Raw genomic sequence first — 14436 nt, 5'->3', positions numbered from 1 at the left:
CCTTCAATGGTCCGCCAAGAAAGGCTTCCGTATGTTTCAGCAAAACAGAGAATCATTATAATTGAAAAAGGGAAATACGATGAGAAATACAATCCTTAGCATTCTGCTACTATTATCGGCTACCCATGCAAATGCTCAACGCATCCTATTCGTGAAGGAAGGAGCTACCGGAGACGGTAGTTCTTGGGAAAAAGCATCGGGAGATATACAAGCTATGATAAACAAAGCCTCGGTTGGAGATCAGATCTGGATAGCGGCCGGATCTTACTATCCAACTCAACAACTAAATGAGAAAGATCCTCGCAGCAAAACCTTTGTGATAAAAGAAGGGGTACATCTCTATGGTGGCTTTGCAGGAAATGAAAATGACATTGACAGCAGAACCAAAACAGACAATGATGGTGATGGCAACATCTCCGCATGGGAGTTCCAACATCGGACTATCCTGAGCGGGGATGTAGATGGAGTCAAAGACAACTGGGTTCGGAAACCGGCAAAGAATGAAAATCTGCCAATATGGACTTGGCAAGTAAGTGGAAACGAAGCCAACTGCTATAGGGTGATCACTTCGAATGGCCCTTTTGTACAAGAGACTCAACTCAATGGCCTGACAATCGAAGGAGGGAACAACACCAATGATGGCAAAGGCGGAGGGATCTACATCACAAAGAACCTATCTATAAACAATTGTGTGATAAGAAATAATGCCTGCTTCGAGTCGGCATACAATCCGGCATTCGGAGGAGGAGCATACAATGAGGGTAAAATTAGCAACAGTCTTTTCTGCGATAACCTTTGCCATTCGGAGAGGAGTATTTCCAAAGCAATGGGTGGTAGCATTTATAACCTCGGACTCGTAGAAAATAGCAGTATACAAAACTCTAATGCCAACACCCAAGGCTACCCCAACTCTACATCCTGTGGGGGAGGGATATACAATGATGACAACGGCCATGTATCTGGCTGCTCCATTCGGAACAATATCTCTTCTTCTATGGCTTTCAGCCAAGGTGGAGGCATATTCAATCATGCCAAGGTCAGTAGATGCCAAATAGCGGAGAATTTCTCCTACGCCTCCTCATCGGCTCAAGGTGGAGGAGCCTACTCTTACGGGGAAATGGAAGGCTGCACGATCTCGGATAATTATGCCAAGACACACTCCGGCAGCAACGGAGGTGTCGTCGGAGGCGGAGTATACAACGACGGGAAAATGGAGGATTGCAACATCTACAACAATATGGCAGACGGCAGTTCTTCTGTAATTGGCGGAGGAGTGGCAAACGAGAAAAATGGAGAGGTAAACAAATGTCGCATCGAAGGGAACAAGGTGGACGGGCATCAATATGCCGAAGGAGGAGGGATCTGCAACAAGGGAAAAGTGCATGGCTGCGTTATCAGAAACAATTTGGCAAATGCTTTTGCAAAAGCCTTTGGAGGAGGAATTAAGAACTTGGGCGGAGATGGCAACCCTGGACTTATCTTCGGCTGCTTCGTCAGTGGCAACAAAGCGCAAGCCAATCCCAACTCCCTACCCAAAATGGCTTATGGAGGAGGGATTGAGAACTATTGTGGCACTGTAGTCAATTGCGTTATCTATAACAACGAGATTTCGGCTCCCATAGCAAAAGGAGGAGGTACCTATACTAGCGGAACTTCTACCCAAGGAGCAAATGGATATATGTACTGCTCCACCATAGTAAACAACGCAAATGGCAACAGCATCCAAGAGAATGTATCATCAGTTATCGGCTGCATTACCGAATCTCAAAAGGCAACCCAGAACTTTGTGCGACCAAGTACTTTCGAGGGAAATCCGAGTAATGAAGCACAACAACAAGAATTACAGCAAACCGATTGGCGACTCAAGGCCGGTTCCGAATACATTGACCAGGGCCCGAACATAGGGAGCAGCTCGCTTATCCCCAATTGGGTCCTTGAGGGGAAAGACATCGCAGGAAATGCCAGAGTAAACAACCACTCCATAGACTGCGGTGCGTATGAGTATTACTCCGACATCTCCACCGAATTGCCAACAAGTAAAGCGAACAACCCGATAGCCATATACTCGAATCCAACAAAGAGCTGCATCAGGATTGTCGGGATGTGGCAAGGGTGCATCATCCGTATCTACCAACTATCATCAGGAGAATTGGTAGATGTGCTGCAAACGACTGACAAAAACGATTGGATAGATGTCAGCAAATTACCAATGGGTTTTTATTTACTCAGGACAGAAAGTGGTGAATGCGCCAAGTGGGAAAAAGAATAAGAGTCCTTTAGATGGGCTCCCGAAAGGCAATTACTTGCCATTTTGTTGACTTTGCAGAATATGGTAATCTAAAATGAGACTGAGGGTGCAGGAGATATACTCATCGTTATGACTAAACCCGAATGTCGAAAACAACATAGCAAGTACCGTACTGTGCAGCGGTCTCAATGGGAGGAACGGTATACAGTCCCTCATGAGTAGCCCCACAAATCTCCTTGCACGACCTCTCAAGGAGAACTTTTTAGCCCTCTCAAAACACTGATTAGGAAAAGTGTTTTGAGAGGGCTTTTTTGAGGAGGCTTAGCAAGTCATACATCTTAATCCTGCAAAACATACAAAGGAGAGGGGCGAGTCCTTGCCAAGGCAGTGAGACTGACATCCTTCCCCACTCGGATTCCCTCATAGAAAAGTCGGTTCTCTATCGTCTTCCAACACAGTTCCGGATGATTGTTGTCCTTACTCAAATGGCAAAGCCAAATATTCTCCATCTCGGGAGTGAAAACTTCGGACAGAAAATCTGCTGTGGTTTGGTTGCTTAAATGCCCATGTGGCCCGGAAACACGTTGTTTTAGAAAATCAGGATATGGGCCAGCGATCAACATCTCAGAGTCATAATTCGCCTCCACGACCAAATGCTTACTTCGGCCTGCATAGGAGCGAATAGTAGGAGTAATATGCCCGACATCGGTGAGCAGGCAAAAACGGAAATCATCGTCCCCTTCCATGTAGTAGCCGACATTGTCCGAAGCATCGTGTGGCACATCAAAGGGAGTTACCCGCAAGCCTATCAACTCAAAAGGAGTCTCCTTGTCTATAACATGTCTGAGTGAAAGGTGAGGTTTCTCCACCACGTAACGGCTCTTGTCTATCCCAGCGAAAACAGCTTCGGTAGCATAGATAGGAAGCTCGTACTTGAGCGAAGTGCGTCCTATGGAACGAATATGATCGGCATGGTCATGAGTGAGCAGGATGGCGCGAAGCTTCTGCTGCAGATCGACTCCGACAGTCTTCAGATTGGCAGCAATAGTACGTACATTGATCCCGGTATCAATCAGCAGGGCTCCCATAGGAGTCTCCAGATAATAGCAATTGCCACTACTTCCGCTGGCAAGGCTCATAAACCGGATCATGGTACTCCAAACAAACGCTTACACAATCAAATACCGTTTGTTTCGAATGACGGGACAGATTGTTCGCAGTGCCCGAAATGTCGCTGGGCAATGATTGGATCACAGCTCAACTCTCCACGCAGGGGTACCTCCATGAGTCGAGCCACTTCGTCTCGTTCGTAGCCCTGCCCAAAGAGGTACATGAGCTTAACTATTGCGCACTCCGAAGTGAGGTCATAGCCGGACACCACGCCCATCTGTTTGAGATAGAGGCCAGTCTTATACTTAACCATATCCACATACCCCATGACGCATTGTGTCACATTTACGATCACAATACCTCTGCTTATGGCCAAACGGATCAAGTCGAGGAACCACGGCTCCATGGGCGCATTGCCACTCCCATAAGTCTCCAAGACAACTCCTTTAAGCCCGGGGATATCAAATGTGGCTCGCACAACATCGGGAGAAATACCAGGGAAAAGCTTGAGGAAAGTAACATGCGTATTCATACCAGTGTGTATCTCGAACTTCTTCCCCGGCTTGGGCAAAGGAGCTATATAGGTTGATTCGTAACGGATATCTATTCCGGCAAAAGCCAGACGAGGGTAATTGAAGGTGTCGAACGCATTAAACTGATCAGCCGATATTTTGGCACAGCGGTTACCCCTCATCAGATAATTCTCAAAGAAGATGCACACCTCAGGTATACGCATGGAACCGCAACTATTGCGAGCCGCTGCTATCTCGATAGCTGTAATGAGATTTTCTTTCCCATCAGTTCGCAATTTGCCGATAGGCAACTGACTTCCTGTCAGAACCACCGGCTTGCACAACCCATCTAACATGAAGCTCAGAGCAGAGGCCGTATAGGCCATCGTATCTGTGCCATGCAGGATAACAAAACCATCATATTCCTCATAACGCTGTGCTATGGTTTCGGCCAAACGAGACCACAGAGAAATATCTATTGTGGCAGAATCTACGGGAGGATCGAACTGTATGGAGTCTATCTTAAATCCAAAACGTTTTAGCTCGGGTAGGTTTTCCGACAAATAGGCAAAGTCGAAGGCTTCCAAAGCTCCCGTATCGGGGTTTTCTATCATTCCTATGGTACCACCTGTGTATATCAACAGGATGGATGCCTCGGGGGCTGTGTTACTGTCTTGCATCTTGTATCACTTTAGAGAGCGCAACGTTGAGACGAATAATTGTCCACAGACTTTTTCGGCGATAAAGAACACGAGGAAAGGCCTGCACACGGCTCCTCTTGTGGAGCGCGCAGCGCAAAGGTAATAGTTCAAGACGATAAATTTGGCATGCAACGGGCTTTGTTGGGTAGCCTTATAGGGAGGATAAGTATACAGAAATATAACAGGCCCTTTGCATCTTAATACATATGTTTTCCCATGCAGGCTCCGAAGTGTTATCCTGCTAAATAAGCATCCACAAAAATGACGTTTAGAAAGACATTGACATCTGTGGAATAATGAGCCAAGAGGCTCCTTTTTCAGACTAAAGAGCGGTATATCCGCATCATGTCTTGCGCAATGCGGTCAGCCCGGAATGCTTTGATATATTCTTGCCCTCGAACTATCATCTCCTCTCGCTTGGCTGTATCCGAGATAGCCGTTTCGAGCATCGAGGCCAACATCTCAGGATCATCGGGATCTGTATAGAGTTGGTCGGGCCCTCCGGCTTCTTCCAAGCAGCTCCCAGTGGCAGCAACAACAGGTATCCGAGACGAGAGAGCTTCGATCACAGGAATACCGAAGCCCTCAAAACGAGAAGGGTAACAAAAAACAGTTGCAGCCTGATAAATAGCAGGAAGATCAAGAAAAGGAATATTGTGGTACAGATGCACACGATCTTGCAAACCCAACTTCACAATCTTTTCTTTCACCAGATCGGTATAGGGCGTGTGACGACCAATAGCTACCAAATGTATATCCGGCAAGGGTAAGAGCGAGAGAGCCTCCACGATGAGGCCAAGGTTTTTCCGCTCCTCTATACTACCCACAAAAAGAATGTAGCTATCGGGCAAAGCATAGCGAGATTTGGCTGCTTCGGCAGCAACTTTATCAGCAATGGCAAAAGCAGGATGGCAGCCTTGGTAGACGACATCGATTTTATCGGGAGAAATATCGAAGTAATCTATCAAATCTGTTTTTGTTGTCTCACTAATGGCAACAATGCGGTCCGCTCTCCGAGCCGAGTCTCCGTATTTCTTTTTGTAGAGCAGTCTGTCGATTGGCTTATAGAAGTCCGGATAACGCATATATATCAAGTCGTGAACAGTGAGCAGCATCGGCAGGTTGGTAGTTTTGCCATGCGGAAGCTCATTGCTCAAACCATGATACAGCTCGGCTCCACTTTTTTGTACCTGACGGAGAATATCACTCGACCTCCATACCGCAGGGAAGATGCACCCCCATCGACTATCGGGTGTATGTAGGTGCAAAGGGTGCCGCTCCAAAAGAGAAGAGTACAACTCCGGTTTACCTTCCGACGGAGAGAAAAGCAGATAGCTATGCTCGGGGAAAGTTTCGGCAAGAGCCTGCAACAAGAAGCGGCTGTAGTTGCCTAAGCCGGTTCTATTATGCGTAAAACGTTTGGCATCAAAAGCAAGTATCATTTTCTACGAATTAGGGTCATCAGATAGGTAAAGTAGAGACGAGGGAGCAAACGAATTTGCTCAAACAAACTATCTGTGCGACGAATTACGGATATATTCTCAGCCAAACCACGAGATCGCTGCCTGTTGCTTGCCCCTTGCGTATCGAATACAGCCACAGCATGTGGGTGATACACAAATCGATAGCCGGCCAGATAAAGCTGCTTATATAGCAAAAAGTCTGCCGAGAGTTTCAGGCTTGTGTCGAACGGATATTTGCTCAACAATCTCCGACGGGTAAAAGCAGCCTGATGGCAGAAAAACATCTTGTGATAATTTCCTGGCTTATGTGCAGCCTTGAGATAGAGGCTCCCATCGGCACGAGGTTTCATGATATCACCATATACAACATCGGCTTCCGCATTGAGCAACGGCATAAAATGACGTAAGACATCTTCTCCGGCAAAAACATCCCCCGCATTCATGTAGATAATCCATGGGGCCGAAGCCAACTGGACAGCCTTATTCATCGCATCGTAGATTCCTCCGTCCGGCTCCGACACATAACGATCGATCACGGGGCTCTGCTCGATAAGCTCAAGACTGCCGTCTGTCGAACCTCCATCCACCACAAGATATTCCACATCGGGTCGCTTGTTGGCCCACACACTTGCTATGGTTTTCGATAGCAAGGGTTTGGCCTGATAGCATACGGTCACTATACTAAGCTGGATATTGGCAGTCATATCGAATTGAGGTGGTGAGTTGGCATTTTGTCTTTCTCGGGGTGCAAATATATCTGTGGAGAATGAGGATAAAAAAGCAGCATGAGAGAAAGAAAGGATATTCCGTACATCGCATTAAGAGGACCATCAATACACATCAGTCCCAAAGTAGTGATCCCCAGAGCCGAAAGCAAAGCATTACGAGTATGAATTGCCTCATAGCCCCATATCGCGATCCAAAAAAGCAGTACAGCAAGCCCCGGCAGACCATGGTTGAAAAGAGCTGACAAAAAGTCATTGTGCGTATGGAGAGTGTCGAGTATGGCTTTCTCTCCTCCTGTACCCCAACCGAAAAGCCAACGATCGGGATAATGTGTTACCCATCGGCTGAAAAGCTCCATCCGAACCTCATCCTGAAGGAAGGTTGGACGAAAGTACCACAACACAAACAGCACAGAGACAAACAAACTCATAAGAACAACGGAGAAAATCCTGATTTGCCTTGCGGACGGACGAAATCGAAGCAAACAAAAATGCAACAGCACCAATACTCCCAATATACAGAGAGCCAATAATCCATAGCGAGTCTGTTGGGCAAAAGCATAGGCAAACATCAGCAAGTAGTAGAAGAGTAACTCCATACTCCTCATTCCGGGACCTTTAGTTCGGTACATCCACAGGTTGCAGAGCCAAATTGTAAGCATTAGCCAGATAGAGAATGTAGGCTGTATGGCATGTGCCCACGACAACAGCAAAGCATAAGATACAAAAGGAAAGGGAGCCCCCGAAAGAGAAAAATAATACTTGTCGAAAGTCAGAGCTATCATGGGGTTCATACCCAGAATTGCCGTGTAAAGGAGATAGACAGAAAAGCAAAAAGCCAGATAAAGAAACAGCAGGCGCCCTGCAAGGACAAAGAAGCGCATGACTTCGGCCTTTTTGGGGCGGTAGAGACAAGCAATGAGAGGAAAGACAAAAAGAGAGATCCGCGTTTGACCGGTTTTCCAGGCATATTCAGTCGGCCCCCAAAGCATCCCGATAAGCTGCAGAGCACCGTAAGCAAGCCAAGCCCACTGCAACAAAGTAGGCCTTTCGGGTTTACGCTTCTCTGCAAAAGCATCGAGAGTAGCCAATGCAGCAATGACAATCAGGCCATACAAGCAATACATAGGTGTATAGAACCAATAGTAGGCAGAGAGGGCTGCAACAAAGGGGATCCATCGCCGATACCTTCCGCCGGAATGGGGGAATATCCCCTTCCTCAGCAGAGGCAATAGGAGTAGGGGTAAGCCGAAAAAAACATACCGAAGCAATTTGTTGCCTTGCATCAAGTGACTATCAAGCACCGACTCTGTCTCTGTCAAGGGTAGCAAATCGATATACCGAGCTATGCACAGCAGCAAAAAGAATAGACCAAGACCTCCACCAATCAGCCACAAAAAACGGCGAGAAGCTGTCAGAGAGGGAAGAGGAGAACAAACTTTCATATGATTATATATTCTGTCCTGTTGGGATGGATCTATCCAAGAAAAATCTCATCACTCAACTCCGGGTAAACATCATACCTCGGATACATATCCGTCAAATCCTTATTGCTCAACTATGTAAGACACAGAGATTGCAAAATATCGGAAGCAAAAAAGAGGGAGCATATTTGAGGTATGCAACCACCAAAGCTGAATGCCGATAATAATGCACAGCTACTACTGTATTAAGCGATAGTCTCAAAGATAGCCTTCCGGAGTACATGGGGCAAAGATAAACATGCCTGCCCAATTTCTCCTTTTCTCAAGAGTATTGAAGAAGAGCTGTACCTCTGCAATACAAATATGGGGCTGTGTCAAAACAAACATTTTGGCACAGCCCCTCCTTGTAGGGTGTCTCAAACCACCCTCTTTAGTTCAAATCACTTGGCAAAGAAAATCTTACGGGTCTTACCATTGTTCAGACGAACGATATTCACTCCTGGCTGAAGCTCTGAAAGGCGATGGCCGTCCACACTGTAAATAGCGACAACTGAGGCTTCTCCCTCGGGCAACACTTCCTTGATGGATACGTCGCTCGATCCTTCATAATCGATCCACCCTGCATCTCCTTTCCATTCTTGAGGAATCCATCCTTTACTTTTAGCTGCAGCTACTTGTTTTTTTGTACAGATATTGCCTTCCTTTCCGGTCGTATTGTCAATAACACCCAGGAAACTCTTTTCTCCATCTGTTTCGGTAGAAACAGGTAGAGATGCTATAAGATTATCCATTGACTGTCCTTGGATCTTGTTCAAAGAACAAGCCAGCTCTGTCAGCTGCTTATTCTTTGACAAATCAAGTTGAGAAAGTTGATTGTCAAAGCACCAAAGCTCCTCCAGTTTGGTATTCTTCGTCACATCCAACGAAGTGAGTTTATTACTGGAGCAATGTAGCTCCAACAGCTCCGTGTTATTCACCACATTCAGCAACGTTATTTGGTTGGCAGAACAATTGAGGTCTGTCAAATTCACGTTCTTCGTCACATCTAAGGAAGAAATTCGGTTTTCCTCACAGTGAAGCTCTGAGAGAAGGAGGTTCTTCGTCACATCCAATGAAGTGAGTTGGTTTTCCTCGCAATCAAGCTCTGAGAGCGAAGGGGCCTTCGTCACATCCAACGAAGTAAGCATGCTCGAACCGCAGTCCAAGAAGGTAATATCACCTTTGAGAATTATTTTCCCATTAGCATCGGCAATCGTGTACTCTTTGCCTTCTACAAGAGTGGCTCCCTCTACGGAGAAGGCCCCATTGGCCTTGATTTCCAATTCGATTGTTTCTCCCACAGCTTTGGAAGTTGTGAGAGTAATTTGATTTTGAGCCACAGCCGAGGTGGCAGTGAGCATCGCTGCAAAAGCGATAAGCATGCTAAATAAATACGTTCTCTTCATAATCACATTCTTAAATTTTCTACTGCGCCCAATTTGCACAAACACAAACATAAATAGAGAATGGGCAGCTCTCTCTTCTGTTTCTACAGGGACTTACATATCCGTCTGTTACTCCATATTCGGTGATCCTGTTATCCAAGAAATAATTTTATCGGAAAAAGGATCTTCCTTCGGAGAAAGAACCCCTATCCAGCAGCCATGCTCATCGATCATAAACTTCTGAAAATTCCATTTCACCGGGGCATCTTCCACCCCATTCTCTTCTTTCTCAGTAAGCCAATGATAGAGAGGGGCCATATCCTCTCCCTTCACGGAGATTTTTGACATTATCGGGAAACTGACATTATATTCCGTGGAACAAAAAGCTGCGATTTCTTCGTTAGAGCCAGGCTCTTGTCCCATGAAATTATTGGCAGGAAATCCCACAACCACAAAGTTTTGATCCTTGTATGTACGATACAGCTCCTCCAGCTTGGAGTATTGAGGGGTAAGTCCGCATTTAGAGGCTACATTTACAACCAATACTTTCTTTCCCTTGAAGGAGGCTAACGACAGCTCTTTTCCATCGATAGTCTTTACGGAAAAATCATGAAACGTTTTCTTTTGCGCATTCAGGGTCAGGGCAAAGAGGGAAAACAGGATTGTCAAAGAAATAGATTTCATAATGCACCACAACTTTTATGAGACCATGCTATTGCATGATCTTCGGTTATACGAGCGAAGAAACGATTTTTTTGCAGTAACACATCATCCCTCTTCTCAATAAAAACACAGGGCGCAACTTAAAGTATTATCATCTTTTATCGGCGGATTGCTTTGTTTACAAAAAGGTAGCAATGAGCAAGTTTGGTTGGAGCCCTCAAAAGTGTAATTATTCATCTATTTCTGCATCTTTATATTTCTTTTTCTCTCGACTTTCCACCCAAATTGAGAGGTTTTAGGCTTCTTTTTCTCTCCTTCTTCTGATGCTCATGGGAGGCTCTTTGATTAACACAGGAGAGAGCAAAAATTCTCTCCTGAGGAAAATATTATTCTCTCCTGTGTTAGCAAAATTTCTCACAGGAGAGAATTTGCCCCCTTTCAGAATGCCCTATTCATCGACATTTTGAGGTGTCAGAAAAATGCAAAAAAGAGGTGAGGTTCCTCTTGTCTGTACAGTCCCTTTTATCCTATTTTCTCTGGTTTTCGCCATGGCCAAAAATTTACAAAACACACCAACTTCAACAGAAGAAAAACAAGCTCTCTCTTATCTGCTTTTTTTGAGATCACTACTCAATACGACAAAGCTCCAATATGTGCTTATATGATCTCCTCAAAGTAGTAGTTCCCAGGATTTCTCTCCCAAAAACAAAGCAGGCCACAGCAATACAGCTGCAGCCTGCTCGTATTTATAATACCTTATTGTAGGGATCAGTTAGCCGGTCCGATAAGCAAATGATCTCCGGTATCTTCCACGATGTTGCGATAATACTTTTCATCGTAGCCCGGTTGATTAGGCATAGGGGTATTACCATTTTCATCACGCAAGAACTTGCCATCCTTCTCCTTTTTGACATTCCCGTCTATATACTTCACCAACAGATACTCGCCCAACTGTTTCCATCGTGCTGTAGCAGCATTGGAGTTGAGCGCACAGAACTGATTGAGGAATGTCGTTGCCTGAGCTGGGTCTTGTCCGAAAAGCTCCAATGCTTTTTTGTCTGCCATGGGCACCAATTGCGCATCGTAGCTTCCTTCCAACTCACGTTGTACCTTGCGAATATCTTCTATCATGAAGCTGTATTTGTGATAAGCCATATTGGCCACCCAGTTGTGAATCCAGAAAGAGCTAGTCCAAGAGAAAGTAAGCATATCTCCATTGCCCTGTCGATAGCATTCGGGCACCTCGGTCACGCTACAGTAAATCGGAGTAAAGACAGCCATATCGGCATCATCCGTACCAAACCACAAAACCCCTCCTATGGGGTCGGGCAGCTCCGAACGCAGCTGACCAACAAAGACCCAACCGGTTTGCTGTGTAGCAATAGCACGTTCATTGACATACTCTTTGCCATCAACAACAAAAGTCATCGGTCTCCAGCGGTAGGGCACATGGTAGGGGCCTGCTCCAACATCTTTGGTCATATCCAGACATGTCCCTTCGTAATGATCACGCATCATATCACGGACATCGCCTACAGAGAGTTTGCGGTCGGGTTTGATGTAGAGAGGCATAGGCGTATCGCTCTTGCCCAAGATGAAATTTTCATATTGCTTGGCATCTTTGCTAAACTTATTGAAGAAGGCAAACACACGGCCTTCGCAGCCCCTCAAGCCGGTTGCATCATAAGGATTATAAGCTGCCTGGAAGCTAAAATCTTTGTCCTTACCACTGAAGTAGCCCATCTTGCGAGCAAAAGAAACCACATCTTTGGAGTACATGCAGTTCGCTTTGTCCTTGAATGGGATCTGCTGTATACGAGCTTGGTTGGCATGCCCACTGATAGCATCGTCGGGGATACGAATAGCTACCCATACAGCTCCTTTCTCATGCTTGCCCTTACCAATGAGTTCCAAAACCCAAACCTCATTCTTATCGGCAATGCTAAAGCTCTCCCCACTACTGTGGTATCCATACTTCTCTACCAAGTCGGTCATTACCTTAATTGCTTCACGGGCTGTCTTCGAGCGTTGCAGAGCAACATAAATCAGACTTCCATAGTCCATAATGCCATTCGGCTCATGCAACTCCTTGCGTCCTCCCCAAGTACTCTCACCAATGAGGACTTGATGTTCGTTCATGTTGCCGATCACATTGTATGTCTCGGGGGCCTCGGGTATTTCGCCCAGATACTTGTAGGTATCCCATTCCACGATCTTACGCATCGTTCCTTTGGCATGTTTGCCAGCCGGATAATGGTAAAGCTCTCCATAGAGTACATGAGAGTCTGCCGAATAGGAGACCATTACAGAGCCGTCTTTCGAGGCTTTCTTACCCACGATCAGATTAGTGCAAGCCGATGCCTCGGGCATGCGCAAACCCGCAGTCAAAGCAACAGCCAAAGCTGCGAATAGAAGTTTTACTTTCATCTTGTATTGTGTTGTTTTAGGTGTTGTCAGTTGGATTATACAGTGAGCAGAGAGCTAAACAAAAACACGCACAGCTGCCGGTTGTACGACAATCTTAATTTCCTTGCCCATCTCAATCGGTTCCCCATCCAGATGTACCATGCCCGAAGAAGAACGCTCCACCACCAACTCTTTGGCGGAATAGCGATCCAGGTGTTTATTACTACCTATTTTCCCAGTGAATAGCTGCAAGGCCAAGACTGGCCCCTGTACTTGCTTCACAGGACTAATCACGACCACATCCATGATCCCGTCTTCAAGACTTGCACCGGGGGCGATATAGGCATTATTGCCATACTGTGGGGCATTGGCTACCGTGAGGACGAAGGCCTCTTGCGAAAAACATTGCCCGTCTATACACAGATGATAAAATTCCGGCTTATAAGTGAGAAACTCCGATACTGTGGTGAAAACATATTGCAGAGGGCCTCGCCGAGAGGCTTTGGAGAACTCTTCGCTCACCTTAGCATCAAACCCCAAACCACAGGTACAGAAAAAGGCGTGATCATTAGCCATACAGCAATCAATAGTGCGGACATTGCCTTTGACAATGCGATCTATAGCTCCTGTGATGGTCATGGGGATATGCAAAGCTCTGGCCAAACCATTGCCGGAACCTTTGGGGATAATGCCCAATGTAACATCAGTATGCCTCAGGACAGAGGCGATCTCATTGACAGTGCCATCTCCTCCTACCGCTATCACTGCCTCAAAACCCATCTCTATCGCCTGATGTGCGATCTGAGCGGCGTGACCTGCACTCTTGGTGTAGGTAACAGCCAACTGATGGTCCGTGTCTTGAATAGCCTTGGCCAATCGAGAAGGGACTTGGCTCTTCTCCCCAACTCCAGCTATGGGGTTGATGATAGCAAGAATTTTCATCTCGGTGACTGATGGAGGAACAATCTCTGCTCGGCCAATTCGGCATACTTGGTACCCGGCCGACCATAGTTGCAGTAGGGCAATATGCTGATACCACCACGAGGGGTAAAGTCTCCCAGTACTTCTATATACTTGGGATCCATAAGTGCGATAAGATCTTTCATGATGATGTTGACACAATCTTCATGGAAAGCTCCATGCTGACGAAAACTAAACAGGTAGAGCTTCAAGCTCTTACTCTCCACCATTCGTTCACCCGGGATATAGTCAATATAAATTGTGGCAAAATCGGGTTGAGACGTGATGGGACAAAGACTGGTAAACTCGGGGCAGTGGAAGCGCACCCAATAGTCATTATCAGGATGTCTGTTGGTAAAAGCCTCTAACACTTCGGGTGCATAATCCTGCTTATAATCAACTTTGCTACCAAGGGCACTCAACTCTTGATCTCTATCTTTCGTACTATACATCGAAATAGCTTAATAATAAAACATCTGTGTCGCAGCCTACAAATTCGACTACAAAGCCCCGGCTACGACAGCTTGGCTACAAAGAAAGGCTTTTTTCTACAAACCTCTGTGCCGCAGCAGCCTCCTATCAAGGCAACTGCATCAGAATATGTTTTCCTTGGATCGCGAATCTATCGAATTATCTGCTGAAGATAGCAGCACTCCTTTGGTAGAGGTGCAACATAGGCAGCCAATTGGCGTGTCAAGGCTGAACTCCCGGTAGAAGTATGTTGCAACATGAGCTAAGCAACATGTTTATCATAGCCCTACCCTCTTATTGTGTAATGATCAAATGCATCCGATAATCCA

Annotated in this window: 11 protein-coding genes; 1 reads left to right on the top strand and 10 read right to left on the bottom strand. The window is 46.0% G+C overall.

The annotated features are described in order from the left end of the window. Positions 1–79: 79 nt before the first annotated feature. Entirely contained in the window at positions 80–2269 is a 2190-nt protein-coding gene (locus DQN70_RS03000) for a hypothetical protein (protein WP_023939273.1), read from the top strand. A gap of 317 nt (positions 2270–2586) precedes the next feature. Here the strand turns inward: DQN70_RS03000 and DQN70_RS02995 are convergent, their stop codons facing one another. From DQN70_RS02995 to queF, 10 genes are all read right to left on the bottom strand, one after another. Next, positions 2587–3399 (bottom strand): MBL fold metallo-hydrolase, encoded by an 813-nt coding sequence (locus DQN70_RS02995; RefSeq protein ID WP_023939272.1) that lies wholly within the window; start codon positions 3397–3399, stop codon positions 2587–2589. Between the two features lie 26 nt (positions 3400–3425). Continuing rightward, positions 3426–4550 carry an asparaginase gene (locus DQN70_RS02990; protein WP_023937874.1) on the bottom strand — a complete coding sequence of 375 codons (1125 nt, stop codon included), beginning with the start codon at positions 4548–4550 and terminating at the stop codon, positions 3426–3428. A gap of 338 nt (positions 4551–4888) precedes the next feature. Next, entirely contained in the window at positions 4889–6013 is a 1125-nt protein-coding gene (locus DQN70_RS02985; RefSeq protein ID WP_023937873.1) for a glycosyltransferase family 4 protein, read from the bottom strand. Next, the gene (locus tag DQN70_RS02980) at positions 6010–6738 is read right to left on the bottom strand and encodes a glycosyltransferase family 2 protein (RefSeq protein ID WP_023939271.1); all 729 of its coding nucleotides are present in this window, start codon (positions 6736–6738) and stop codon (positions 6010–6012) included. The genes DQN70_RS02985 and DQN70_RS02980 overlap by 4 nt, the downstream gene beginning before the upstream one ends. Beyond that, positions 6735–8204 carry an O-antigen ligase family protein gene (locus DQN70_RS02975; protein ID WP_023939270.1) on the bottom strand — a complete coding sequence of 490 codons (1470 nt, stop codon included), beginning with the start codon at positions 8202–8204 and terminating at the stop codon, positions 6735–6737. Before DQN70_RS02975 ends, DQN70_RS02980 begins: the two co-directional genes overlap by 4 nt. A gap of 419 nt (positions 8205–8623) precedes the next feature. Continuing rightward, entirely contained in the window at positions 8624–9628 is a 1005-nt protein-coding gene (locus DQN70_RS02970) for a leucine-rich repeat domain-containing protein (protein WP_143742783.1), read from the bottom strand. 108 nt (positions 9629–9736) lie between these two features. After that, entirely contained in the window at positions 9737–10291 is a 555-nt protein-coding gene (locus DQN70_RS02965) for a glutathione peroxidase (protein ID WP_023937866.1), read from the bottom strand. Between the two features lie 747 nt (positions 10292–11038). Next, a complete protein-coding gene (locus DQN70_RS02955; protein WP_023937860.1) occupies positions 11039–12697 on the bottom strand; it encodes a dipeptidase in 1659 nt (552 codons plus the stop codon). A 54-nt stretch (positions 12698–12751) separates the two neighbouring features. Further along, positions 12752–13618 (bottom strand): diacylglycerol/lipid kinase family protein, encoded by an 867-nt coding sequence (locus DQN70_RS02950; protein ID WP_023937859.1) that lies wholly within the window; start codon positions 13616–13618, stop codon positions 12752–12754. Further along, positions 13615–14088 (bottom strand): preQ(1) synthase, encoded by a 474-nt coding sequence (gene queF / locus DQN70_RS02945; protein ID WP_023937858.1) that lies wholly within the window; start codon positions 14086–14088, stop codon positions 13615–13617. Before queF ends, DQN70_RS02950 begins: the two co-directional genes overlap by 4 nt. Positions 14089–14436: the final 348 nt, after the last annotated feature.

This window comes from Porphyromonas crevioricanis, from assembly GCF_900476255.1.
GTDB lineage: Bacteria > Bacteroidota > Bacteroidia > Bacteroidales > Porphyromonadaceae > Porphyromonas > Porphyromonas crevioricanis.
This window is presented reverse-complemented; position numbering and strand designations above follow the sequence as displayed.

What these genes read in the sequence shown, in the direction of transcription:
- DQN70_RS02995 (WP_023939272.1), bottom strand. Translation starts at nt 3,399, where the DNA reads ATGATCCGGTTTATGAGCCTTGCCAGCGGAAGTAGTGGCAATTGCTAT.
- DQN70_RS02970 (WP_143742783.1), bottom strand. Translation starts at nt 9,628, where the DNA reads ATGAAGAGAACGTATTTATTTAGCATGCTTATCGCTTTTGCAGCGATG.
- DQN70_RS03000 (WP_023939273.1), top strand. Translation starts at nt 80, where the DNA reads ATGAGAAATACAATCCTTAGCATTCTGCTACTATTATCGGCTACCCAT.
- queF (WP_023937858.1), bottom strand. Translation starts at nt 14,088, where the DNA reads ATGTATAGTACGAAAGATAGAGATCAAGAGTTGAGTGCCCTTGGTAGC.
- DQN70_RS02975 (WP_023939270.1), bottom strand. Translation starts at nt 8,204, where the DNA reads ATGAAAGTTTGTTCTCCTCTTCCCTCTCTGACAGCTTCTCGCCGTTTT.
- DQN70_RS02950 (WP_023937859.1), bottom strand. Translation starts at nt 13,618, where the DNA reads ATGAAAATTCTTGCTATCATCAACCCCATAGCTGGAGTTGGGGAGAAG.
- DQN70_RS02980 (WP_023939271.1), bottom strand. Translation starts at nt 6,738, where the DNA reads ATGACTGCCAATATCCAGCTTAGTATAGTGACCGTATGCTATCAGGCC.
- DQN70_RS02955 (WP_023937860.1), bottom strand. Translation starts at nt 12,697, where the DNA reads ATGAAAGTAAAACTTCTATTCGCAGCTTTGGCTGTTGCTTTGACTGCG.
- DQN70_RS02965 (WP_023937866.1), bottom strand. Translation starts at nt 10,291, where the DNA reads ATGAAATCTATTTCTTTGACAATCCTGTTTTCCCTCTTTGCCCTGACC.
- DQN70_RS02985 (WP_023937873.1), bottom strand. Translation starts at nt 6,013, where the DNA reads ATGATACTTGCTTTTGATGCCAAACGTTTTACGCATAATAGAACCGGC.
- DQN70_RS02990 (WP_023937874.1), bottom strand. Translation starts at nt 4,550, where the DNA reads ATGCAAGACAGTAACACAGCCCCCGAGGCATCCATCCTGTTGATATAC.